At 48.9% G+C, this 21,350-nt stretch carries 19 protein-coding genes and 2 other annotated features; of the genes, 18 read left to right on the top strand and 1 reads right to left on the bottom strand.

All coding sequences use genetic code 11. The annotated features are described in order from the left end of the window. Nucleotides 1-127: 127 nt before the first annotated feature. From tpx to FFM79_RS03330, 12 genes are all read left to right on the top strand, one after another. A complete protein-coding gene (tpx, locus tag FFM79_RS03275) occupies nucleotides 128-622 on the top strand; it encodes a thiol peroxidase (RefSeq protein ID WP_137642041.1) in 495 nt (164 codons plus the stop codon). A 37-nt stretch (nucleotides 623-659) separates the two neighbouring features. Continuing rightward, nucleotides 660-897: a binding site (T-box leader), on the top strand. Nucleotides 898-979: 82 nt separating this feature from the next. Continuing rightward, complete coding sequence (locus FFM79_RS03280; RefSeq protein WP_137642042.1) at nucleotides 980-3,649, top strand: valine--tRNA ligase; 2,670 nt, start codon at nucleotides 980-982, stop codon at nucleotides 3,647-3,649. A 141-nt stretch (nucleotides 3,650-3,790) separates the two neighbouring features. Further along, a complete protein-coding gene (locus FFM79_RS03285; RefSeq protein ID WP_225424363.1) occupies nucleotides 3,791-5,110 on the top strand; it encodes a bifunctional folylpolyglutamate synthase/dihydrofolate synthase in 1,320 nt (439 codons plus the stop codon). Between the two features lie 36 nt (nucleotides 5,111-5,146). Then, nucleotides 5,147-5,785, top strand: a complete 639-nt coding sequence (locus FFM79_RS03290; protein WP_137642043.1) for a JAB domain-containing protein — start codon at nucleotides 5,147-5,149, stop codon at nucleotides 5,783-5,785. 218 nt (nucleotides 5,786-6,003) lie between these two features. Continuing rightward, nucleotides 6,004-7,008, top strand: a complete 1,005-nt coding sequence (locus tag FFM79_RS03295) for a rod shape-determining protein (RefSeq protein ID WP_137642161.1) — start codon at nucleotides 6,004-6,006, stop codon at nucleotides 7,006-7,008. A 115-nt stretch (nucleotides 7,009-7,123) separates the two neighbouring features. Continuing rightward, nucleotides 7,124-7,966 carry a rod shape-determining protein MreC gene (gene mreC / locus FFM79_RS03300; protein ID WP_137642044.1) on the top strand — a complete coding sequence of 281 codons (843 nt, stop codon included), beginning with the start codon at nucleotides 7,124-7,126 and terminating at the stop codon, nucleotides 7,964-7,966. 14 nt (nucleotides 7,967-7,980) lie between these two features. After that, nucleotides 7,981-8,499, top strand: a complete 519-nt coding sequence (gene mreD, locus FFM79_RS03305; RefSeq protein WP_137642045.1) for a rod shape-determining protein MreD — start codon at nucleotides 7,981-7,983, stop codon at nucleotides 8,497-8,499. 21 nt (nucleotides 8,500-8,520) lie between these two features. Further along, nucleotides 8,521-9,189, top strand: a complete 669-nt coding sequence (locus tag FFM79_RS03310) for a septum site-determining protein MinC (protein WP_137642046.1) — start codon at nucleotides 8,521-8,523, stop codon at nucleotides 9,187-9,189. After that, nucleotides 9,189-9,995: a septum site-determining protein MinD gene (gene minD / locus FFM79_RS03315; RefSeq protein ID WP_137642047.1), complete on the top strand. Its 807-nt coding sequence runs from the start codon at nucleotides 9,189-9,191 to the stop codon at nucleotides 9,993-9,995. Before FFM79_RS03310 ends, minD begins: the two co-directional genes overlap by 1 nt. 49 nt (nucleotides 9,996-10,044) lie before the next feature. After that, nucleotides 10,045-10,275 (top strand) — a binding site (T-box leader). 180 nt (nucleotides 10,276-10,455) lie between these two features. After that, nucleotides 10,456-11,097 carry an amino acid ABC transporter permease gene (locus FFM79_RS03320; RefSeq protein ID WP_137642048.1) on the top strand — a complete coding sequence of 214 codons (642 nt, stop codon included), beginning with the start codon at nucleotides 10,456-10,458 and terminating at the stop codon, nucleotides 11,095-11,097. 11 nt (nucleotides 11,098-11,108) lie between these two features. After that, nucleotides 11,109-11,747, top strand: a complete 639-nt coding sequence (locus FFM79_RS03325; protein WP_137642049.1) for an amino acid ABC transporter ATP-binding protein — start codon at nucleotides 11,109-11,111, stop codon at nucleotides 11,745-11,747. A 14-nt stretch (nucleotides 11,748-11,761) separates the two neighbouring features. Further along, a complete protein-coding gene (locus FFM79_RS03330; RefSeq protein WP_137642050.1) occupies nucleotides 11,762-12,601 on the top strand; it encodes an amino acid ABC transporter substrate-binding protein in 840 nt (279 codons plus the stop codon). 147 nt (nucleotides 12,602-12,748) lie between these two features. Here FFM79_RS03330 and FFM79_RS03335 read toward each other — a convergent pair whose 3' ends face one another. Further along, on the bottom strand, nucleotides 12,749-14,101 hold the full coding sequence (locus FFM79_RS03335) for an aspartate kinase (RefSeq protein ID WP_137642051.1): 1,353 nt from the start codon (nucleotides 14,099-14,101) through the stop codon (nucleotides 12,749-12,751). Between the two features lie 204 nt (nucleotides 14,102-14,305). On the opposite strand from FFM79_RS03335, the gene yfmF reads away from it, so the two are divergent. The 6 genes from yfmF to recA all read left to right on the top strand — a co-directional run bounded on the left by yfmF (nucleotide 14,306) and on the right by recA (nucleotide 21,133). Then, nucleotides 14,306-15,577, top strand: coding sequence for an EF-P 5-aminopentanol modification-associated protein YfmF (gene yfmF, locus FFM79_RS03340; protein WP_225424364.1), 1,272 nt, complete (start codon nucleotides 14,306-14,308; stop codon nucleotides 15,575-15,577). After that, the gene (gene yfmH / locus FFM79_RS03345) at nucleotides 15,567-16,868 is read left to right on the top strand and encodes an EF-P 5-aminopentanol modification-associated protein YfmH (protein ID WP_137642053.1); all 1,302 of its coding nucleotides are present in this window, start codon (nucleotides 15,567-15,569) and stop codon (nucleotides 16,866-16,868) included. Before yfmF ends, yfmH begins: the two co-directional genes overlap by 11 nt. A 104-nt stretch (nucleotides 16,869-16,972) precedes the next feature. Beyond that, a complete protein-coding gene (locus tag FFM79_RS03350; protein WP_137642054.1) occupies nucleotides 16,973-17,869 on the top strand; it encodes a helix-turn-helix domain-containing protein in 897 nt (298 codons plus the stop codon). Between the two features lie 20 nt (nucleotides 17,870-17,889). Next, nucleotides 17,890-18,474, top strand: coding sequence for a CDP-diacylglycerol--glycerol-3-phosphate 3-phosphatidyltransferase (gene pgsA / locus FFM79_RS03355; protein ID WP_137642055.1), 585 nt, complete (start codon nucleotides 17,890-17,892; stop codon nucleotides 18,472-18,474). Between the two features lie 154 nt (nucleotides 18,475-18,628). Next, nucleotides 18,629-19,891 (top strand): competence/damage-inducible protein A, encoded by a 1,263-nt coding sequence (locus tag FFM79_RS03360; RefSeq protein WP_137642056.1) that lies wholly within the window; start codon nucleotides 18,629-18,631, stop codon nucleotides 19,889-19,891. Nucleotides 19,892-19,981: 90 nt separating this feature from the next. Further along, complete coding sequence (gene recA / locus FFM79_RS03365) at nucleotides 19,982-21,133, top strand: recombinase RecA (protein WP_137642057.1); 1,152 nt, start codon at nucleotides 19,982-19,984, stop codon at nucleotides 21,131-21,133. Nucleotides 21,134-21,350: the final 217 nt, after the last annotated feature.

Here is a 21,350-nt window from a genome sequence, read left to right on the forward strand (position 1 = left end):
GCAACCGGTCGCAAATTTGCTAAATCTTGGGGCTATTATTTGCGAGTCGTCCCAGTTTGCGGTAAATTTGAAGCAAGTTAAATTTTTAATCATCTTAGCGATAGACAGTACTGAAGGGGTGTTTGCTGTGCAAGTATTATTTCATGATCAAGCGTTAGCGCTCGTGGGTGAACCGTTGGCGGACGGCGATCAATTACCAAAGTTCAAAGTCTTCACGACCCACAACGAAAAGTTAAAAACCAAGGACCTTCTTGGCAAGCCGGCACTAATTAGTGTCATGCCCGATATCGATACCCGGGTCTGCTCAATCCAAACTCGGAAGTTCAACCAACAGGCTGACCGGTATCCCCACGTTCAATTTCTAGCGGTTTCCAATAATTCAATTGCCGACCAGGCCGGTTGGTGTGCGAAGGAGGGCGTCAAGAACTTGACGGTCGTTTCCGACGAGGAACTGTCCTTTGGGTACGCCACTAACTTGTACTTACCAAATAACGGGACCTTGACGCGGGCAATTTACGTGGTTGATGCCGCTGGTAAGATTGTTTATCATGAAATTGTGCCGGATTTAAGTCACGAACCGAATTACGTGGCGGCCCTCGACGCGTTAAAACAATTTGAATAAAGATTGACGCCGCGACCCAAATTCATTACAATAGTGTCATTCAGCAATGAGCAAGAGAGTAGGACTAAGCCCCGTCTTCAGGGAAAAAGCGATTAACTGGAACGCTTTTGGCGGAATTAGTTTGAAGGTAGCTTGCGAGCTGCTATTCTGAACCGTAGTTGCGTAGTAGGAATAGCCGGACGGAACACACCGTTCGTTAACAACTCTGTTTAAGTGTAAAGCCGGGTGACCGGTTTTAAAATTAGGTGGTACCGCGAAGCCCATTCGTCCTAGTTCAATTGGATGAATGGGCTTTTTGTGTGCCAGCATGATGATGACAAGCGTTATTGTTTTTGAAATGAAAGGATGTGCCCCCAAATGGCAGAACAACCAACTACTGATATGCCAACCAAGTATGACCCCACGGCCGTTGAAAAGGGTCGTTATCAAACTTGGCTCGACCAAGATTTATTTAAGCCGTCAGGCGACAAGAAAGCTAAACCGTACTCAATCGTGTTACCGCCACCGAACGTGACGGGGAAGCTACACCTGGGCCACGCTTGGGATACCACGCTTCAAGATATTATTATTCGTCAAAAGCGGATGCAGGGCTTTGATACGCTCTGGTTACCCGGAATGGACCACGCGGGAATCGCCACTCAAGCTAAAGTTGAAGCCAAATTGCGGGAACAAGGGGTTAGCCGTTACGACCTCGGCCGCGAAAAGTTTATTCAACAAGTTTGGGACTGGAAGGATGAATATGCTTCCATTATCAAGCAACAATGGGCTAAGCTGGGCTTGTCATTAGACTATTCCCGGGAACGCTTCACGATGGATGCAGGGTTATCCGACGCCGTTAAAAAGGTCTTCGTCACTTTGTACAAAAAAGGCTTGATCTACCGTGGTGAATACATCATTAACTGGGACCCACAAGCACGGACGGCCTTATCCGATATTGAAGTAATCCATAAGGACGACCAGGGGGCCTTTTACCACGTCAAGTACCCGTTTGTTGATCCGGAAACAACCTTTAACGGGAAGCACTACATTGAAATTGCCACGACCCGTCCCGAAACGATGATGGGGGACACGGCGGTGGCCGTTAACCCGAGTGACGACCGCTACAAGGACCTGGTTGGGAAAAAGGTCGTTTTACCGCTTGCCAACCGCGAAATTCCAATCATTGCGGACGCCTACGTTGATCCTGAGTTTGGGACCGGGATGGTTAAGATTACGCCGGCGCACGACCCGAACGACTTTAAGGTTGGGAACCGCCACGACCTTAAGCGTATCAACACCATGAACGAAGACGCAACCATGAACGCGAATGCTGGTAAGTATGAAGGGCTCGACCGCTTTGCTGCCCGCAAAGCGATGGTCAAGGACTTACAAGACCAGGACTTGATGCTTAAAATCGATCCAATCGTTCATAGCGTTGGTCATTCCGAACGGACCGGTGTTCAGGTGGAAGCCCGCTTATCAACTCAGTGGTTCGTTAAGATGAAGCCCCTGGCTGAACAGGCCTTAAAGAACCAGCAAACGGATGACAAGGTGAACTTTGTACCGGAGCGGTTTGAAGAAACCTTTAATCAATGGATGGAAAACGTCCATGACTGGGTTATTTCACGGCAACTCTGGTGGGGTCACCAAATTCCAGCTTGGTATAACAAGCAAACGGGTGAAACCTACGTTGACGTAGAACCCCCGAAGGATATTGAAAATTGGGAACAAGATCCCGATGTTTTGGATACCTGGTTCTCGAGTGCGCTTTGGCCATTTTCAACCATGGGTTGGCCAGACGAAACTTCCGCTGACTTCAAACGTTACTTCCCAACCAACACGTTGGTTACCGGTTACGATATTATCTTCTTCTGGGTTTCACGGATGATGTTCCAAAGCCTTGAATTTACCGGACGGCGGCCGTTTAAGAACGTGTTGCTACACGGATTGATTCGCGACGAACAGGGCCGCAAGATGAGTAAGTCGTTAGGTAACGGAATTGACCCGATGGACGTCATCGGTAAGTACGGCGCCGACGCCCTCCGCTGGTTCCTATCCAACGGTTCGACGGCCGGGCAAGACGTGCGCTTTAGTTACACGAAGATGGACGCGGCGTGGAACTTCATCAATAAGATTTGGAACGCAAGTCGTTACGTCATCATGAACCTTGGTGAGATGAAACAACCGACCTTGCCAGCCAAAACGGACTGGACACTTGCGGACAAGTGGATCTTAAGCCGCTTAAACGCCACCGTTAAGCAGGTAACGACCACCTTTGATAAGTTTGACTTTGGTGAAGCCGGTCGGGCCTTATACAACTTTATTTGGAACGATTTCTGTGACTGGTACATTGAAATGAGTAAGGAAGTCTTGACTGGCGATGACGCGCAGGCGAAGGCCAATACCCAGAACGTTTTGGCGTACGTCCTCGATCAAACGTTACGCTTACTCCACCCAATCATGCCATTCGTTACCGAAAAGATTTGGGTATCGATGCCCCACGTGGGTAAATCATTAGTGGTTGCCGACTACCCAGTAGCGCACGCCGACTTTGACGACGCCGACGCCGAGAGCGATATGGCTTCGTTGATCGAGTTGATTACGGCGGTTCGGAGTATCCGGGCCGAAGCCAACGCCAAGATGTCATCGGCGGTGGACTTGTTGATCAAGACGGATAGTCAACGTTTGCAAGCCGTTTTTGAAGCGAACGGGGATTACATCCAACGCTTCGCTCACCCGAAGACGCTCTCAATCGGGGCTGACGTGGTCGCACCCAAATTAGCGATGACCCAGGTCATTAGTGACGCCGAAGTTTACATTCCACTGGCTGAATTGGTGGACCTAAACGAAGAAGTCAAGAAGCTGCAAAAGGAACAGGCGAAGTTCGAAAGTGAAGTTACGCGGGCAACCAAGAAGCTTCAAAACGAACGCTTCGTTGCGAACGCTCCGGAAGCGGTCGTTAACAGTGAAAAAGAAAAATTAGCGGATAATGAAGCGAAGTTAGCCGCAACTAAGCAACGGTTAGCCGATATTCAAGCACAAGCTTAATTTAAAGGCTTGTGGTTAATCGAAGGAGGTCCCCCGGAAGATCCGTTTCCTTGGGACCTCCTTTGGTGTATGCTGAGAACAGTCTTTGGCACGGGCGCGTTTGGCGTGTTTTTAACCGTGCCGTTAATGGGGGAATCAGTCATGACAGATTATCAAGCGGCGCTCGCGTTTATTCACGGCCGCACGCAGTTTAAAAAAATCCCAACCCTGGCGCGAATGCGACGCTTTTTAGCGGAGCTGGGTGATCCACAGACGCAGGTTGCCGGGATTCACGTTGCCGGGACTAACGGGAAGGGGTCCACGGTGGCCGATTTACGGGACCTCCTGATGGCCTCGGGCTTAACGGTGGGGACCTTTACGTCACCGTTTATCGTTCGCTTTAACGAGCGTATTAGCGTTGACGGCCAACCAATCAGTGATGCCGATTTAGTCGCGTTGGTTGCCCGGGTCAAGCCGGTAGTTGCTAAGCTTGACGCGGAGTTGAGCAGTGGGGGACCGACCGAATTTGAAATCATCACCGCCATGATGTTTCTCTACTTTGCGACCCAGCCGATTGACGTGGCGGTCATTGAAGTGGGGATTGGTGGCTTGTATGACTCGACCAACGTTTGGACGCCACAAGTTAGCGTGGTGACGACGATTGGATACGACCACATGCAAATCCTAGGAAAAACGTTAACTGCAATTGCGACGCAAAAGGCGGGCATCATTAAGCCGGGCGTCCCGGTGGTGGTCGGAAAATTACCCGCGGAGGCGCAAGCGGTGATGGTTGCGACGGCGACCGAACGGGGTGCGGCCCTACAAACGTTGGGTGAGGATTTCACTACCCACTTACTACCCGCGCAAGGGTGGGAGGAGCGCTTTAATTATGACGGTTCAACCGCCCACTTTAAGGCGTTAACCACCCCACTGCTCGGTGACTACCAAGTAGACAATGCGGCGGTAGCCTTAACAGCTTACTTGACCTATCAACGGCAAACCGGTGGCAGTGTCACGCCGCGCGACGTCAAAACGGCATTGGCGACCACCCAGTGGCCCGGCCGGTTTGAACGCCTTAATTCGGACCCGTTAATCATTATTGATGGCGCCCATAACGAACCCGCAATGCTCGAGTTGGCAACTACGCTGAAAACGCGCTTTGCCTACCAGACAGTCTACGTGATCGTGGCGGTTTTAGCGGATAAGCAACACGACCAAATGATCGCCACTCTTAGTGAACTGCCGAACGTCCACCTGTTATTAACGCAGTTTGCGGGGCCGAGTGCGAAGCGTCCGGCAACGCGGCCAGCCGAGTTAAAGCAAGAACTTACTCGGGGTCGCGCTGGCGAAGTGTTTGCCGACTGGCAAAGCGCGCTAGTTCGGGCTACCCAGGAGATGTCGAGTGACGACGTCCTCCTCTTGACCGGCTCACTGTACTTTATTTCGGAGGTGCGGGCGTTTTTTAAAACGGAAAGTGACTAGTGTGGCGTAACTATTCCTTGTAAGGGAGTGGTGAAAATGCCAACATTAAACGAACGAAACCTACCGTTAACGCAAATTCATACGTTGATTGAAACTTACTTTGCAACCTTTTTAACGGCCGAGGCGGTGAAAACGGCCACGCTTGCGTTTGAGCGTACTTTTCCACCGGCTAGTGCCCCGCAGTGGTTATCGCAAACCACGAGTAACCCGCTGTGGAACGGGCTACTAATTGCCTTGCGGTGCGGGCAGCTGTTACCGCATCCGAGTCAAATCGTGCTTGGTCAGGTTTACGGCAGTGAACAAGTTGGGGCGCAACTAACGCACGACTTTGCTAATTTGGAACAGGAACAATTAATATTGTTATGTTTGGATACTAAGAATCAGATTATTGCTCGCCAGACCGTTTTTCAAGGAACCTTAAATAGTTGTCCGGCGCACCCACGAGAATTGTTGCAGCGCGCACTAGCCCGAGCAACTGCGCGGATCGTTATCGCCCATAACCATCCGAGTGGCGACGTTACCCCGTCAAAAAAAGACGTTGAGTTTACTAAGCGACTGCGATTAGCGGGAGAGATTGTCGGAATCCCGTTGCTGGACAGCTTCATTGTTGGTGCAAACGATTACTTTAGTTTTGCCGAGCAAGGGCTGATAAATTGTAATATGGATTCCCAGTAGAATGTGGTAAAATAGCGGGGTTAGGACCGGTACTTATTCGGCCTGATCGCGCTTTTTTTAAATTTTATCTAAGGGTGGTAACCATTCCGGTATTTTTTATGGAAGTAAGGTATGCTATCAGTTAGTGATGCTTTTTGTAAGTCGCGCGATTATGCTATAATACTTACTATTATGACTAATAAAAAATTAAATTTGTAAAACATGAAGGGATGAATGTAGTGTTCGGATTAGGGACAAAGAATATCGGGATCGATCTCGGTACCGCCAACACCATTGTGTACGTTGACGGCAAGGGCATCGTACTACGAGAACCATCCGTAGTTGCGAAGAACACGAAGACTGGCGAAATCGTATCAGTTGGGTCAGCTGCCCGGGATATGATTGGGAGAACCCCAGCAAGCATTGTGGCCATTCGGCCAATGAAGGATGGGGTTATCGCGGACTACGATACCACCGTCGCAATGATGAAGTATTTTATTCAAAAAACGTTAGGCCATTCTAATGGCAAGCCGTACGTCATGGTCTGTGTACCAAGTGGCGTTACGGAAGTTGAAAAGCGGGCGGTCATCGACGCAACCCGGGTTGCCGGTGCGCGCGATGCTTACGTCATTGAAGAACCTTTTGCCGCAGCCATCGGGGCCGGTTTGCCGGTCATGGATCCAACTGGGAGCATGGTTGTGGACATTGGTGGTGGAACGACCGACGTTGCAACGATTTCCTTAGGCGGAATTGTTTCAAGTCGTTCGATTCGGATGGCCGGTGACAAGATTGATGATTCAATCATTTATCACGTTCGCCAAAAGTTCAACTTATTAATTGGGGAACGCTCAGCAGAACAATTAAAGATGGACGTTGGTTCCGCTTCGTTGGAAGCAGCCAAGGATATCGAGAGCGCGACGATTCGGGGCCGCGATTTGCTTTCCGGGTTACCAAAGACCGTTGAAATTTCAGCCGTTGACGTGGCGGAAGCCATTCAAGAAATTGTCGGTGAAATTATTTCAGCTATCAAGGAAACCTTGGAAGAAACGTCCCCAGAAATTGCTGCCGACGTCATTGACCACGGGATTGTTTTAACCGGTGGTGGCGCATTATTGAAGAATCTTTCCGAAGTGATTGCGGATGAAACCAAAGTACCAGTGTTTATCGCAAACGAACCGTTAGACTGCGTTGCGGTTGGGACGGGTGAATCACTTAAGAGTATCGATGTAATGAAAAAGCGATAACGGGTGAGCGGGAAGGGATCTTCCCGCTTATTTATTGACGCGAACTAGTGGCTAAAAGTGACTAGGGCGGGCCCGTTTTCGTTTGAATGATTGAATTTTCGACCGGGGGTTCATTATGCAAAAGTTTTTTTCTAACCGTAAACTGGTGATCGCCATCGTTGTACTGATTATTAGCATTGGGTTAATGAGTGTGTCGGTAGCGATTCGGAATAAAAGAGCAACGCCGCCATTGATTCAGCAGTTTGGAAACGACGTAGCCGGTGCGGCGAGTCGCGTGGTTGCGTGGCCGGTCAACGGACTGCAAAGTGCGACCAACTCAGTTTCTGATTTATTGAATACCTATGAGGAAAACCAGAAGCTGAAAAAGCAGGTCGACCAATTAGCCCAGGCTAAGGTCAACGCCCAAACGGCGAGTGCTGAAAATAAGCAACTTCGTAAACAACTCAAATTAAACGAATCACTCTCAGATTACACCGCCGTAACGGCCAACGTTCTGACTCGGACCCCTTCGTCTTGGATGAACCAGCTTGTGATTTCCAAGGGGGCCACGGCCGGGATTAAGAAGAACATGCCGGTAATGTCTCAAACTGGCTTAATTGGCCGGATTGTTGAAGTCAACCAGACTTCGTCTAAGGTTGAACTGATTTCTAGCACGAGTTCGTCAGCCAACAAGTTTGCCATTGAAATTACCAATAAAGCGGGGAAAACCGTGAACGGGATTGTTTCTGGGTATGACAAGAGTAGTGGGACCCTTGAAATGGGGTCGGTGACGTCCAACGTTAAGCTAAAAAAGGGTGATAAAGTCGTGACGAGTGGTCTCGGTGGTATCACGCCAAAGGGCTTGTACGTGGGGACCGTTGCTAGTGTTAAACAGGATGATTACGGGTTGGCTTCGGAAGTTGAAATTAAGCCAGCTGCCGATTTGAGCGATTTAACCGTTGTTACGGTTGCTGAATAGTAGGGGGTGTCGGATTGCCATACGCACGGTTAAAACTTATTTTTCCGATTGGGCTGTTCGTGGCCCTCTTCTTAGACGGTTCACTGTCAAACGTGTTTGCGGGCAACCTCTTTAGTTACCCGTATTCGAGCGTGTTGCACCTCGTCTTACTGTGGCTGATTTTTGCGGTTTTCTTAGACGATCGGGACGATTTATCGGTCGGGCTCTGGGCGTTATTTGTTGGGTTGGTGTACGATTGGTACTATACGGGTGTGTTTGGGGTTTTCATGATCTCACTCCCACTGGTGGTGTACATTTGCCGGCAAATTAAGCCTTGGCTGGATCTGAACTTTTTAACGCTGCTGATGGTTTACATTATCAACCTAACCATTGTGGAGGCGTTTACGTTCATCTGGTATACGATGGGCCACGTTATTAACGATAACCTGGCAGATTTTGCGGTCTATACGCTCGGGCCGACGATTGCGGTTAACTTAGCAATCTTTGTTATTTTATATTATCCAATGCGTCGGTTGTACTTGAGCGTGAATTAGCCGACAGGAAGGAATTCTAACATGCAGCAAAGTGTGGTTTTAAAAGCCAGCAACGATGGTTATGAGCTGATTTTTCGCCAAGCTGCTAGCTTTGACGAAATCATGGTCGATTTAAAGACCCTTTTAGACCGATTAAATGCCGATAACACAACGGATAAACAGATTTCATTTGATATGAGTACCGAGGGCCGGTTACTAACTGCGGCGCAAAATCAGCAGGTGACCCAGTTAGTACAACGTTACCCGTTGTTTAGTATTCATAAACTAACGGCGGACGTGATTTTAACGGCCGACGCACTGGCGATGGTCGAACGTAATACCGTGCACCTCGTCAATCAAATTATCCGGAACGGTCAGGTCGTTGAAATTACCGGCGACGTGCTCTTTTTTGGCAAAATTCACGAGGGGGGCGTTTTACGCGCCACCGGTAGTATTTTTGTCATGGGCGAAGTTGCGGGGGCGCTGGAAGCGGGTTACCCGGATCATAATCAGGCCGTCATTGTGAGTCCTTTGACAACCGTACCGCGAGTACGGGTGGGCGAATTGTTAGAATTAGTAGACCTTGATAAAACGGTGAGTGGGGTCAACGTGGTGTATATCAATGATATTCAGTCGCTCGACTACCAACCACTTAACCAATTGAAACGAGTACGACCGAAGTTATTTACGCGAAATGGAGGACTTCTTTGATGGGAAAAGCAATTGTCATCACCTCTGGTAAGGGTGGTGTGGGTAAAACCACGACAACGGCCAATTTAGGGACAGCCTTAGCCTTAATGGGCAAGAAAGTCTGTTTAGTAGACTTAGATATCGGGCTTCGTAACCTGGATGTTATTCTGGGATTAGATAACCGGATTCTTTATGACATCGTCGACGTGATCGCGGGCCGCGCACAATTGCGTCAAGCACTGGTCAAGGATAAGCGGTTTGACGACTTGCTATTCCTCTTGCCAGCGGCTCAAAATGCGGATAAAAATTCACTGAATCCGGATCAGGTTCGCGAGTTAGTTGAAGAGTTGAAACCCGACTTTGATTACATTTTACTGGATTGCCCGGCTGGGATTGAACAGGGGTTCATGAACGCGATTGCCGGCGCTGACGCCGCGATTATTGTGTCGACGCCCGAAATTTCAGCAATCCGGGATGCCGACCGGGTTGTCGGATTATTAGAACAATACCCGTTGGCGGAAGCGCCTAAATTGGTCATTAACCGCATTCGGCGGCGGATGATGCAGGATGGGGAAACGATGGACATTGACGAAATCACGCACCACCTGTCGATTGACCTGTTAGGGATTGTTTTTGACGACGACGCGGTTATTCGGACCTCTAATAACGGGGAGCCAATCGTGCTTGATCCGAAAAACGCCGCTTCACAAGGTTACCGCAACATTGCCCGCCGCTTGGAGGGCGAAACGGTGCCGCTGATGAACCTCGATGCACCGAAACCGGGGGTTTGGTCGCGGTTAGCGGGTCTTTTTCACCACAAAAAGTAAAAAAGGGCTTGACGTTTGATTAAATTTCGATTAGTATGAATGCAACATTTAAAAAGCAGGGAACAGAAGAGTAGTGTTTGGTTGCATGTCCAGAGAGTCGTCGGTGGTGGAAAGATGATCGGCAACGAACACGAACCACATCTGTGAGTTGAACGGTTGAAGTTAGTAGGCCGTTTCGGTTAGCCTCGTTAGCGGCGGAGTTTAGTGATAAACTCGTTGAGGTTGACGGTGTGAGCCGTCAGCGAACATGAGGTGGCACCGCGATGAAATCGTCCTCTTAGATCGTTTGGATCTAAGGACGATTTTTTTATTATCACTAAACTCCCTGAGGTAGTCGTTGTGAAGCGGCTACGAAGTGAGGTGGTACCGCGCGCAGACGTCCTCTTGAGTTGTTACTCAAGGGGACTTTTTTTGTGGTCGCACGCCGAAGTTGTGAACTGTAAATTAGGAGGGAACGCACATGCACTATATTTTAGAGATTTTGCCATCATTATTAGCCGGTGCGGGCATGACGTTAAAAATTTTTATTTGGACGTTGATTGGCTCGTTACCACTCGGATTGGTTGTCAGCTTAGGATTAATTTCGAACATTAAACCGCTCCAATGGTTATTGCATTTTTACGTTTGGTTAATGCGGGGAACGCCACTCTTACTGCAACTGATTTTCGTGTTCTACGGGTTGCCGTTAATTGGCATTGTCTTTCCGCGTTACTACGCCGCGCTATTTGCCTTCATTTTGAACTACGCTGCGTACTTCGCCGAAATTTTCCGTGGAGGCTTACAGTCAATTGACAGTGGCCAGTACGAAAGTGCCCGGGTGCTCCGATTAAGCTACGGTCAAACTATTCGTAAAATTGTGATTCCACAAGTGATTAAAATCGTGTTACCGTCCGTTGGTAACGAAGTCATTAACCTCGTTAAGGATTCGTCCTTAGTTTACGTCATTGGCTTGGGCGACTTGTTACGGGCCGGAAACGTTGCGACGGCGCGCGACGTTACGTTGATTCCACTCGTCTTAGTTGGGGTCATTTACCTGTTATTAACGGCCGTCACGACCTTCGTGCTTGGTCGGATTGAAAAACACTACTCGTACTGGAAATAGGAGGGACCGCTATGTTAGAACTTAAAAATATTACGAAGCGCTTTGGTGATCGGACCATCATCAAGGATTTAAATTTGACGGTCCGCGACGGTGAGATTTTGAGTATCGTTGGTCCTTCTGGTGCGGGTAAAACGACGTTACTCCGTTGCATTACTGGATTGGAGCGGGTTGATGGTGGTCAGTTCTTAGTGGATGGACAAAATTTTGAACCGTATACTAACCGGGCCAACGAAAGCGTGATTGGCGTTGTTTTCCAAAATTTCGAACTTTTTCCAAATTTAACCGTCTTGCAAAATATTACGTTAGCGCCCACTTTAGTTTTAAAACAATCGGCCGAGACGGCTAAGCAACAAGCGCTCGAGCTCTTGACGCGGCTAGACTTGGCGGATCACGCTAATCAGTACCCGTTCGAGTTATCCGGCGGGCAGCAACAACGGGTCGCAATTGCCCGGGCACTGGCAATGAAGCCGAACGTGCTCTGCTATGACGAACCAACGTCCGCGTTGGACCCGAACCTGCGCCAAGAAGTTGAAAAGCTGATCATGGGCTTGAAGGCCGATGGCATGACGCAAATTATCGTGACCCACGATTTAACTTTCGCGGAAAATATTGCGGACGAAATGTTTCGGGTTGAACCAAACCAAGACTAGTAGGGGGTGTGCACATGAAAAAACGACTGATTTCGTTAGGATTGCTCGTCGTGATGGTACTAACGATGGTCACGACCCTCAGTGGTTGTGGTGAAAGTGTCACCAAGCGAGCGGATACCCAAGATACTTGGTCAAGCGTCAAAAAGCGCGGGTACGTCGTTGTAGGGCTCGACGACAGTTTTGTGCCGATGGGCTTTCGGGAAAAATCAGGAAAGCTCGTCGGCTACGACATTGATCTTGCGCGGGCGGTTTTTAAACTGTATGGCATTAAGATTAGTTTCCAGACAATCGACTGGTCAATGAACGCAACCGAGTTACGCAACGGAACGATCGATTTGATCTGGAACGGCTATACTAAGAATCCCCAAAGGGAAAAAGTGGTTGCGTTTAGCGATACTTATTTAAAAAACCAACAAGTGTTAGTGTCACTCAAGAAAAATCATATCAACTCGTTCAATGACATGACGGGTAAAACGCTGGGGGCCCAATCCGGGTCATCGGGGTACGAATCGCTGGAAAACAACCCCAAGTTACTGAAAGATAAAATTGCGAATAAAACCGCCGTTCAGTACGACACGTTCAATAACGCTTTTCTAGATTTAAACGCGGGCCGGATTCAAGGGTTACTGATTGATAGTGTGTATGCCAGTTACTATATCAAACACGAAACTAACTCTAGTGACTATCAAGAGACGCCGGGTGCGTTTGAAACCGAAGACTTTGCGGTTGGGATGCGCAAGGGTGACAAGACGATGCGGCGCAAAATTAACGCCGGTTTAAAGGAACTAAAGGCCAACGGCACGCTTGCTAAGATTAACCACAAGTGGTTTGGTAATCAGAAAGTGGAAAATTAGGTTGAGAGTGTGTTAGAAGTCGGTTAATCGTTGGCACACATTTCGGCTATTAAGATTCGGCGATACCCAGGAGGCTGTGACGGATGTCATAGCCTCCTTTTACGTAAAAAAAAACGGTAACCGCGTTCGGCTACCGTTCAAAGCTCATTATTTGAAGAATTCGTTGTAAAGCGCAACCACGGCCCGATCAGCGTCCTGATCGTGAATACCGAACATGATGGAGATTTCGGAAGCTCCCTGGTTGACCATGATTAACTTAATGTTTTGTGCCGCGAGCGCACCGGCGGCCCGGGACATGATACCAACGCGGTTCCGCATGTTTTCACCAACCAGCATTAAAATGGAGTAGTCGTGGTTAAAGTGAATTTCGTCGGGGTGGATGGCCGCAGAAATTTCTTGAACGAGGGTTTGTTCAAGTTCCGGTGTGAGCTGGTGCTCGTCAAAAATAATGGTGAGGTCATCGATCCCAGATGGCATGTGTTCGTAACTAATATGATGGGTTTCTAAAATGGTTAAAATTTTACGTCCTAGCCCAACTTCTTTATTTAACAAGTATTTCCGCAAGTATAGTGCGCAAAAGCTAGAGGAGCTGGCAATCCCGGTAACCGGGGCATTCAGGTTAGGTTCGCGGCTCGATTTGATTAACGTCCCGGGTGCTTCAGGATGGTTCGTATTTTTAACGTTGACCGTAATATCACCCTGAATGGCGGGGATGAGGGCTTCGTCGTGAAAAACCGAGAAGCCAGCGTAGGACAACTCACGCATTTCCCGGAAGGTCATTTCGGGGATAGCGGCGGGCTGGGGGACTAAGCTGGGGTTGACGGCGTAAATTGCGTCAACGTCGGTAAAGTTTTCGTAGCGCTCCGCGTGAACGCCGCGCGCAATAATGGCCCCGGTAATATCGGAACCGCCACGCGAGAACGTACAAATTTGACCGTTGCGGTTATAGGCGAAGAACCCAGGAATGACTAGGATTTGGTCGCTATTCGCCCAGCGTTCGATTTGAGGATAGCTACTGGCAATAATCTGGGCGTCATCGGGGACGTCGGTCACAACCATGCCCGCGTCGCGCGGATCTAAGTAGCGCGCGTTTAAGCCGGATTGCTGAAAAACGGCGGCCACGAGTTGGGCATTAAGCCGTTCCCCGTGCGCTTTGAACGCGGCCATTAAGTACGTGTTATCCGCATAAGCTTGTTTAGGTAGGTCCCGAATCGTTTTAAAAATGGGTTCGAGTTGCTCGTCAGCGACGTTAAACCCGTGACCAATTTCGGCGTAGCGTTCAATGATCGTTTGGGCAGTGGTCGTGGTGTCTTGACGGTGAATGGTCTGACGAGCATACTGGATAAGCAGGTCGGTTACCTTCGTGTCACCGCTAAACCGTTTGCCGGGAGCCGAAACCACGACGTATTTACGGCGGGCATCGGCGCGAACGATGGCTAATACTTTTTCGAGTTGATGGCTACTAGCGAGTGAACTACCACCAAATTTAATTACTTTCACATTAAATCGCTCCTCAATTTATCAATACTGAAAAGAATAGCAGACAAATCGGCGGTTTGCAACGTTAATCAATCCTCATAGTCTTTTAATTTTAAGGAAGATTGAGCGGGTGAAAAGTGAATTTGAAGCGCGCCCAGTACGGAAAGTTGCGCCGACTTAGGCTTTCGCTTATTATTTATACATATGCAAGGAGGAACAAATAGGTTGCAAACTCAGATAGCAGAAGGGGTTGAATTGACGACGATCGTTAGTCATCAATTCAAAACCAATCAAATTATTGTCAATTTCCGCGCACCGCTTGATCGGCAGACGATTACACAGCGGGCGCTAATCGCAAATTTATTAGAAACTAGTTCGGCGGATTATCCCGACCAGCGGGCACTCGCCCACGCACTCGCGACTATGTATGGGGCGTCCTTTGGTGCCGGGGTTAGTCGTAAGGGACCAACCCACAATTTACGGCTTTCATTGACGGTTGCTAACGAACAATATTTAGCCACCAATCAGCCGCTGACCCACGATGCAATTGCATTTTTACAACGGATTATTTTTAAACCGCTGGTCCACGCTGGTCAATTTGATCAGGCGACGTTTGATCGTCAAGTGACAAACTTAAAGGCGGCCATTAAATCGGTTGCGGATGATAAACAGTATTACGCGGCGCAGCAATTAAACGCGGCGCTGTTTAGTCAGGAACCCGCACAACAGGTCCCTAGTTTTGGAACGGCAGCCGACCTTGAGACGGTTGATGCCCATGAGCTGTACCAATATTACCAGGACTTACTGCAACGTGATCAGGTTAACATTATCGTTGTTGGGGATATTGATGAGGATGCGGTCTTAGCGCAGTGGCAAGCGGCGGGCTTTGAAGACCGCTTTGCTCCCCGGCCGCGCCCATTTTATCAGCATCGTAATACGGGGCATTATCAAGAACAGCATGAGGTGCAAACACTTAGTCAGGCCAAGCTGAACTTGGGTTACGACTTACCCGTTTTTTATCGGGGTGAGCACTACTACGCGGCCCTCGTATTCAATGAATTGTTTGGCGGATCACCGCTATCCAAATTATTTATGAACGTCCGCGAAAAGGCGAGCTTGGCCTACTATGCAAGTAGCGCGCTAGACACGTTCCGCGGAGTGCTGAAAGTACAAGCGGGCATTGACGGTCAAAAGCACGATCAAGTGCTGACCATTATTGCGGAACAGTTAACCGCTATTCAAAACGGTGATTTTACGGACGAATTAGTGGATCAACTTAAATTAGGGCTGATCAACGACTTTGAATCCAGCTTGGATAGTCAACGCACATTTTCCATCCAGGCGCTGATTGACGACTTAACGCAGGAGCGGGTTCAGGATGCGGATTGGATCGAACGGATTCAAGCCGTGACGCGTGACCAGATTATTGCGGTCGCTAAGTTGGTCACCCTGAATAACGGGTTCTTTTTGAGTGGGGAGGTTCAGCATGCAAATTAATCGATATGAACAATTTAATGAGGCCTGCTACCAGACCCAACTCGCAAACGGACTGACGGTGACGTTGTTACCCAAGGCCGGTTTCCATAAAACGTACGCGACCTTTACAACTAATTACGGCTCAATTGATAACACCTTCGTCCCTGCGGGGGAAACGGACTTGAAACGCTTTCCGGATGGGATTGCCCATTTCTTAGAACATAAAATGTTTGAGAAGGCGGATCACGATGCCTTTCAAACGTTTGGGGCGTACGGTGCAAGCGCAAACGCCTTTACGAGTTTTACTAAGACCAGTTATTTGTTCTCGGCGACACAGCATTTACGTGAAAACTTGGAGACACTGCTCGATTTTGTCCAGGATCCGTATTTCACGAGTCAGACGGTGGAAAAAGAAAAGGGCATCATTGGGCAAGAAATTGAAATGTACGATGATGATCCCAGCTGGCGGCTATACTTTGGCATGATTGGCAATTTATATCCGAACCATCCGTTACAGTATGACATTGCCGGGACGACCGATTCGATTGCTAAGATTACGGCGGATGACCTGTACGCGGCTTACCGGACGTTCTACCACCCCCAAAATATGACCCTATTTGTGGTGGGCAACTTAGATCCCACGGAAGTTTTGGGCTGGATCGAGCAGAATCAAGCGGCAAAAACCTTCGCGGATTTTCAACCGATTGAACGTAAAATCCCAGCAACGGCGGCGGATGGTCACGATATTATTCCTTACCGGGCAATTGAAATGCCGGTTAGTCGGGCGAAGTCAATTGTCGGTGTTAAGGGGCTGACGCCCATTGAAAACGGACAGCCCGCGTTGAAGTACCGGGCCGCCGTGAACGTTTTATTAGAAATGTTATTTGGCGATACCTCGAAGGATTATTTACGGTTGTATGATCAGGGCATCATTGACGATACTTTTGGTTACGACTTTGAACTACAATCCGGGTTTAACTTCGTTACCTTTAGTGGTGAGACGGATGATCCCGCGAAGTTTGACGCGGCGGTCATTGATGTTTTGGAAAACTGGCAAGCGGCCCTCGCAGATCAGGGCGACTTACTGGCATTAGTTAAGAAGGAAATGATTGGCCGGGTTGTCTTCATGGCAAATTCATTGGAGGCAATTGCCAACCGTTATGATCAACGGTTATTTGGTTCGGCCACTTTATTTGACGAATCTGCGGTAATTGAACAGTTAACGTTAGCCGATATTAACGCCGTTGCGGCGCAGTTATTGACTTCTAAGGCGATTAGCGAATACCAGATTCGACCGCAAGCTAAGCGGTAAAGATTTTTGAAAGTTATGCGTGTGACAACTGCGAAATTTGGCGGCTGTGATATACTTAGATGCGTAAGAATTTTGAAAATAGACTTAGGGTGGAGAAAAGGTCAATGAGTGAGAATAACGAAGAACAAACAACGATTGGAGCACGCTTAAAGGCGGCTCGAACAGCTAAAGGGCTGACTATCGACGATTTGCAACAAATTACGAAGATTCAAAAGCGTTATTTGATTGCAATTGAGGATGAGCAGTTCGATAAATTACCGGGTGATTTCTACGTGCGGGCGTTTGTCAAGCAATACGCTGACACGGTTGATCTCGATGGTAACGAGTTATTGGAAACTTACCGCGATCAATTACCAACGACCCACGCGGAAACCTACGTTCAAAATGTTGATGACGTGCAACCAACGACCCGGCGTGCAAGTCGGGAACAACCGGAAACGACGGTTGGGCGGGTTAAAAACTATTTACCGACCATTATCGTGACGGCGATTGTGATTGTCATTTTACTCTTCATTTGGTTTATGGCGGTCCGAACCCACGCCGGTTCGAGTTCAGCGGATCAAGCTAGCAGCTCGTCGGTTCAAGTTTCAAGTAACAAGAGCTCGTCAAAAGCCAGCGCTAAGAGTAGCAGTGCCGCTGATAAAGCTAGTTCTGAAAGCAAGGCCAAGAAGGCCAGTGCTAAGAAGGCCCAGACCATCAAGGCGGATGGGGATAGCGACACGGCCTACACGCTGACAAATGGCGCCAAGGAAAATAAGGTTGAAATTAAGTCAACCAAGGCCGCTTGGACTAGCGTGACGACGAACGGGAGCCAAACTTGGCAAGGAACGCTGACTGCCAATGGTAACCACACCGTTACACTACCAAGCAACGCTTCGACGGTTAAGTTCCAGTTTGGAAACGCCGTTGCCACCTCAGTGACGATTAACGGAAAGAAGTTTAACTTCAATCCAAATAATAGTACGTCGCAAGTGCGGACGATTACGCTGACGATTAAATAAGGGCAACGGGGGTTGAAACTGTGAATTTACCTAATAAGTTAACTGTGTTTAGAATTATTTTGATTCCCATTTTTATCTTGATCATGGTCTTACCATTGAGCTGGGGGACGGTGACCTGGGCGGGAACCGCGATTCCAGTCACGCAGGTGGTCGCCGCCGTGATTTTTGCGGGGGCGTCCCTGACGGATTTAGCGGATGGTAAAATTGCCCGGAAACGCCACCTCGTGACCAACTTCGGTAAATTTGCCGATCCGCTGGCGGATAAAATGTTGGTGATGACGGCCTTCATTATTTTGGTGCGCTTAAACGCAGTCCCAGACTGGGTGGCGGCGATCATTGTATGCCGGGAATTGGCCGTTACCGGCTTGCGTCTCCTGATTGTTGAAAACAATGGGCAGGTCATGGCCGCGGCGATGCCTGGTAAAATTAAAACGACGACTCAGATGATTGCGATTATTTTCTTGTTGCTAAACAACGTCTTGTTTGCAGCCATCAACGTACCGTTTGCGTTGATTATGCTCTACATCTGCTTGTTCTTCGTGATTTACTCGGGGATCGATTACTTTGTTCAAAACCGGGACGTCTTTGCGGACGGTTTTAAATAGGAAAAAATGGACTGAAACTAGGTTTCGGTCCATTTTTAATTTGGACGTAAAAACGACCACCTTATTAATGGGCGCGTGATTTTATTTCGTATATACTAAAGTAGACGGGTACTTAACGCTTGGCGTGAATACCCGGTTGAGGAGGAATCTGAACATGCAAGCAGAAATTATCGCGGTAGGAACTGAAATCCTACTGGGGCAAATTACGAATACTAACAGTACCCACATTGCCCGCGGGCTCGCAGAACTCGGAATTGATAGCTACTATCAAACTGTTGTGGGCGATAACCCGCACCGGTTAGCCGACGTCATCGAAATTGCGGCTCGCCGCAACGACTTAGTCATTTTGGCTGGCGGACTGGGGCCGACCAAGGATGACTTGACGAAACAGACGCTGGCACACTATCTTAACGTGCCGCTGGTAACGGATGAAGCGGCAATGCAAAAAATTACCGACTGGTTTGCCAACACGGATAAACCGATGACGGCTAATAACCGGCTTCAAGCACTTTATCCACAAGGGGCAACCCCGCTTACGAACCATAATGGAATGGCGGTTGGTGCGTTTTACCAGTCTCCCGATTCGGCGGACTTCTTGCTCTTACCGGGGCCCCCGCGGGAAATGACTTTAATGTTTGATACCGAGGCTAAGCCCAAGCTGCAGGCGGCCTATGGTCAACAGGCCCAAATCTATTCACGGGTCTTGCGGTTCTTTGGCATTGGGGAATCCCGCTTAGTCACGGAACTACAAGCTTTAATTGATGGTCAGCAGGCTGTGACGATTGCGCCGTACGCTAAAACTAACGAAGTCACGTTGCGCCTAAGCGCCCAGGCGGCGACCAAGGCTGCGGCTAAAACTGAATTAGACCGGACTGAGGCGGAGATTCAAGCGCGGGTCGGGGAGTATTGTTATGGTTATGGCGATGACAATTCCTTGGAAGCCGTTGTGGTTCACCGGTTGATTGAAGCGAACCTCAGTATTACGGCCGCCGAAAGTTTAACGGCCGGTGAGTTTCAGAGTACGATTGGGAGCGTTCCCGGCGTTTCCGCCGTTTTCCCGGGAGGGTTTGTAACTTACGCCAACGCGGCCAAGCACCAGTTAGTCAACGTCGCGCAAGCGACGATTGATCAAGCTGGAGTCGTTTCAGAGGCGACGGCGATTGCCATGGCGGACGGCGCCAAACACCAATTAGCAACCGATACGGCGCTTAGTTTTACCGGTGTTGCGGGCCCAGAGGCGTTGGAAGGACAACCGGCCGGGACGGTTTGGATCGGACTAGCTTACCGTGATCAACCGACCGTGGCTTACGAATATCACTTTAGTGGTGACCGGCAAAAGGTGCGCGAACGGACCGTTATGGCCGGGCTTGATTTATTACGCCGGGCATTATTGGCAGATACTCGACTAGCAAAATAAACCGAACTTTTGTTCGCTTTTTGCTTGCAATTCTAACTTTTAACCGCTATGATATTAAGAGTGAAAACGAGCACCAAAGGAGGAAGTAATTTGGCTGATGCGCGGAAAACAGCGTTAGATAACGCTTTAAAAAAGATTGAAAAAAACTTTGGTAAGGGCTCCATCATGCGAATGGGTGATGCGGCGAATACCAATATTTCAACCGTGTCCAGTGGTTCGTTAGCCTTAGACGACGCGTTAGGCGTTGGTGGCTATCCCCGGGGCCGGATCGTAGAAATTTACGGTCCTGAAAGTTCCGGTAAAACGACCGTTGCGTTGCACGCGGTTGCCGAAGTCCAGAAGCAAGGCGGGACGGCGGCGTACATTGATGCTGAAAACGCGCTTGATCCGGTTTATGCAGAACACTTGGGCGTTAACATTGATGACTTACTTTTATCGCAGCCGGATACCGGTGAACAAGGACTGGAAATTGCGGATGCCTTGGTTTCCAGTGGTGCCATCGACATTTTAGTTGTCGATTCAGTTGCGGCCTTAGTACCGCGGGCTGAAATCGAAGGTGAAATGGGTGACGCCCACGTTGGGCTTCAGGCACGCCTGATGTCCCAAGCGTTGCGGAAGCTATCCGGAACGTTGAATAAAACCAAGACGATTGCCCTCTTCATTAATCAAATTCGTGAAAAGGTCGGCGTCATGTTCGGGAACCCCGAAACCACTCCTGGTGGCCGGGCCCTAAAATTCTACGCGACGATTCGTCTGGAAGTCCGGCGGGCTGAACAGATCAAGGAAGGGACCGATATTATCGGGAACCGTACCCGGATCAAAGTCGTTAAGAACAAGGTTGCGCCGCCATTTAAGCGTGCTGAAGTTGACATTATGTACGGGCGCGGGATTTCCCAAACCGGTGAGATTGTTGACATGGCCGCTGATAAGGACATCGTTAAGAAGAGTGGTTCGTGGTATTCTTACGGCGAGGACCGAATTGGTCAAGGTCGTGAAAATGCGAAGAAGTACTTGAAGGAACATCCGGACACGATGGCCGAGATTCGGCAAAAAGTTCGCCAAGCTTACGGCATGGACCAAACTAACGCCGAAACGGAGACGGCCACGGCCGCTGACTCGGCCGCAGATTCGGAAAAGGCTAAGACCAAAGCCTCTAAAAATGCACCAAAGAAACTCAGTGCCACCAAGGCCGAAGATACGACCCTTGACTTAGGCCCTGATACGAACGGTAAGACCAAGTAACTAGTGGTTTAAACGTTAATTTAAAGCAATTTAGAATGAGGATTTTAGAGGTGTAGCGTCTAAAATCCTCATTTTTGTGTCTTTCCCGGCGTTTTCCCGCGGGTTTGCCATGGGACTTTAAGTTGACACCCTCCGTTTCTAACATTAGAATAACTAGTGTGTAAGTAATCAAAATATAACATCTGAAAATTTGTAGTTGATTTTAGGTTAACTGGAT

Source organism: Lactiplantibacillus modestisalitolerans, from assembly GCF_005405425.1.
GTDB lineage: Bacteria > Bacillota > Bacilli > Lactobacillales > Lactobacillaceae > Lactiplantibacillus > Lactiplantibacillus modestisalitolerans.

What these genes read in the sequence shown, in the direction of transcription:
- FFM79_RS03280 (WP_137642042.1), top strand. Translation starts at nt 980, where the DNA reads ATGGCAGAACAACCAACTACTGATATGCCAACCAAGTATGACCCCACG.
- FFM79_RS03285 (WP_225424363.1), top strand. Translation starts at nt 3,791, where the DNA reads ATGACAGATTATCAAGCGGCGCTCGCGTTTATTCACGGCCGCACGCAG.
- FFM79_RS03290 (WP_137642043.1), top strand. Translation starts at nt 5,147, where the DNA reads ATGCCAACATTAAACGAACGAAACCTACCGTTAACGCAAATTCATACG.
- mreC (WP_137642044.1), top strand. Translation starts at nt 7,124, where the DNA reads ATGCAAAAGTTTTTTTCTAACCGTAAACTGGTGATCGCCATCGTTGTA.
- FFM79_RS03310 (WP_137642046.1), top strand. Translation starts at nt 8,521, where the DNA reads ATGCAGCAAAGTGTGGTTTTAAAAGCCAGCAACGATGGTTATGAGCTG.
- minD (WP_137642047.1), top strand. Translation starts at nt 9,189, where the DNA reads ATGGGAAAAGCAATTGTCATCACCTCTGGTAAGGGTGGTGTGGGTAAA.
- FFM79_RS03320 (WP_137642048.1), top strand. Translation starts at nt 10,456, where the DNA reads ATGCACTATATTTTAGAGATTTTGCCATCATTATTAGCCGGTGCGGGC.
- FFM79_RS03325 (WP_137642049.1), top strand. Translation starts at nt 11,109, where the DNA reads ATGTTAGAACTTAAAAATATTACGAAGCGCTTTGGTGATCGGACCATC.
- FFM79_RS03330 (WP_137642050.1), top strand. Translation starts at nt 11,762, where the DNA reads ATGAAAAAACGACTGATTTCGTTAGGATTGCTCGTCGTGATGGTACTA.
- yfmH (WP_137642053.1), top strand. Translation starts at nt 15,567, where the DNA reads ATGCAAATTAATCGATATGAACAATTTAATGAGGCCTGCTACCAGACC.
- FFM79_RS03350 (WP_137642054.1), top strand. Translation starts at nt 16,973, where the DNA reads ATGAGTGAGAATAACGAAGAACAAACAACGATTGGAGCACGCTTAAAG.
- FFM79_RS03360 (WP_137642056.1), top strand. Translation starts at nt 18,629, where the DNA reads ATGCAAGCAGAAATTATCGCGGTAGGAACTGAAATCCTACTGGGGCAA.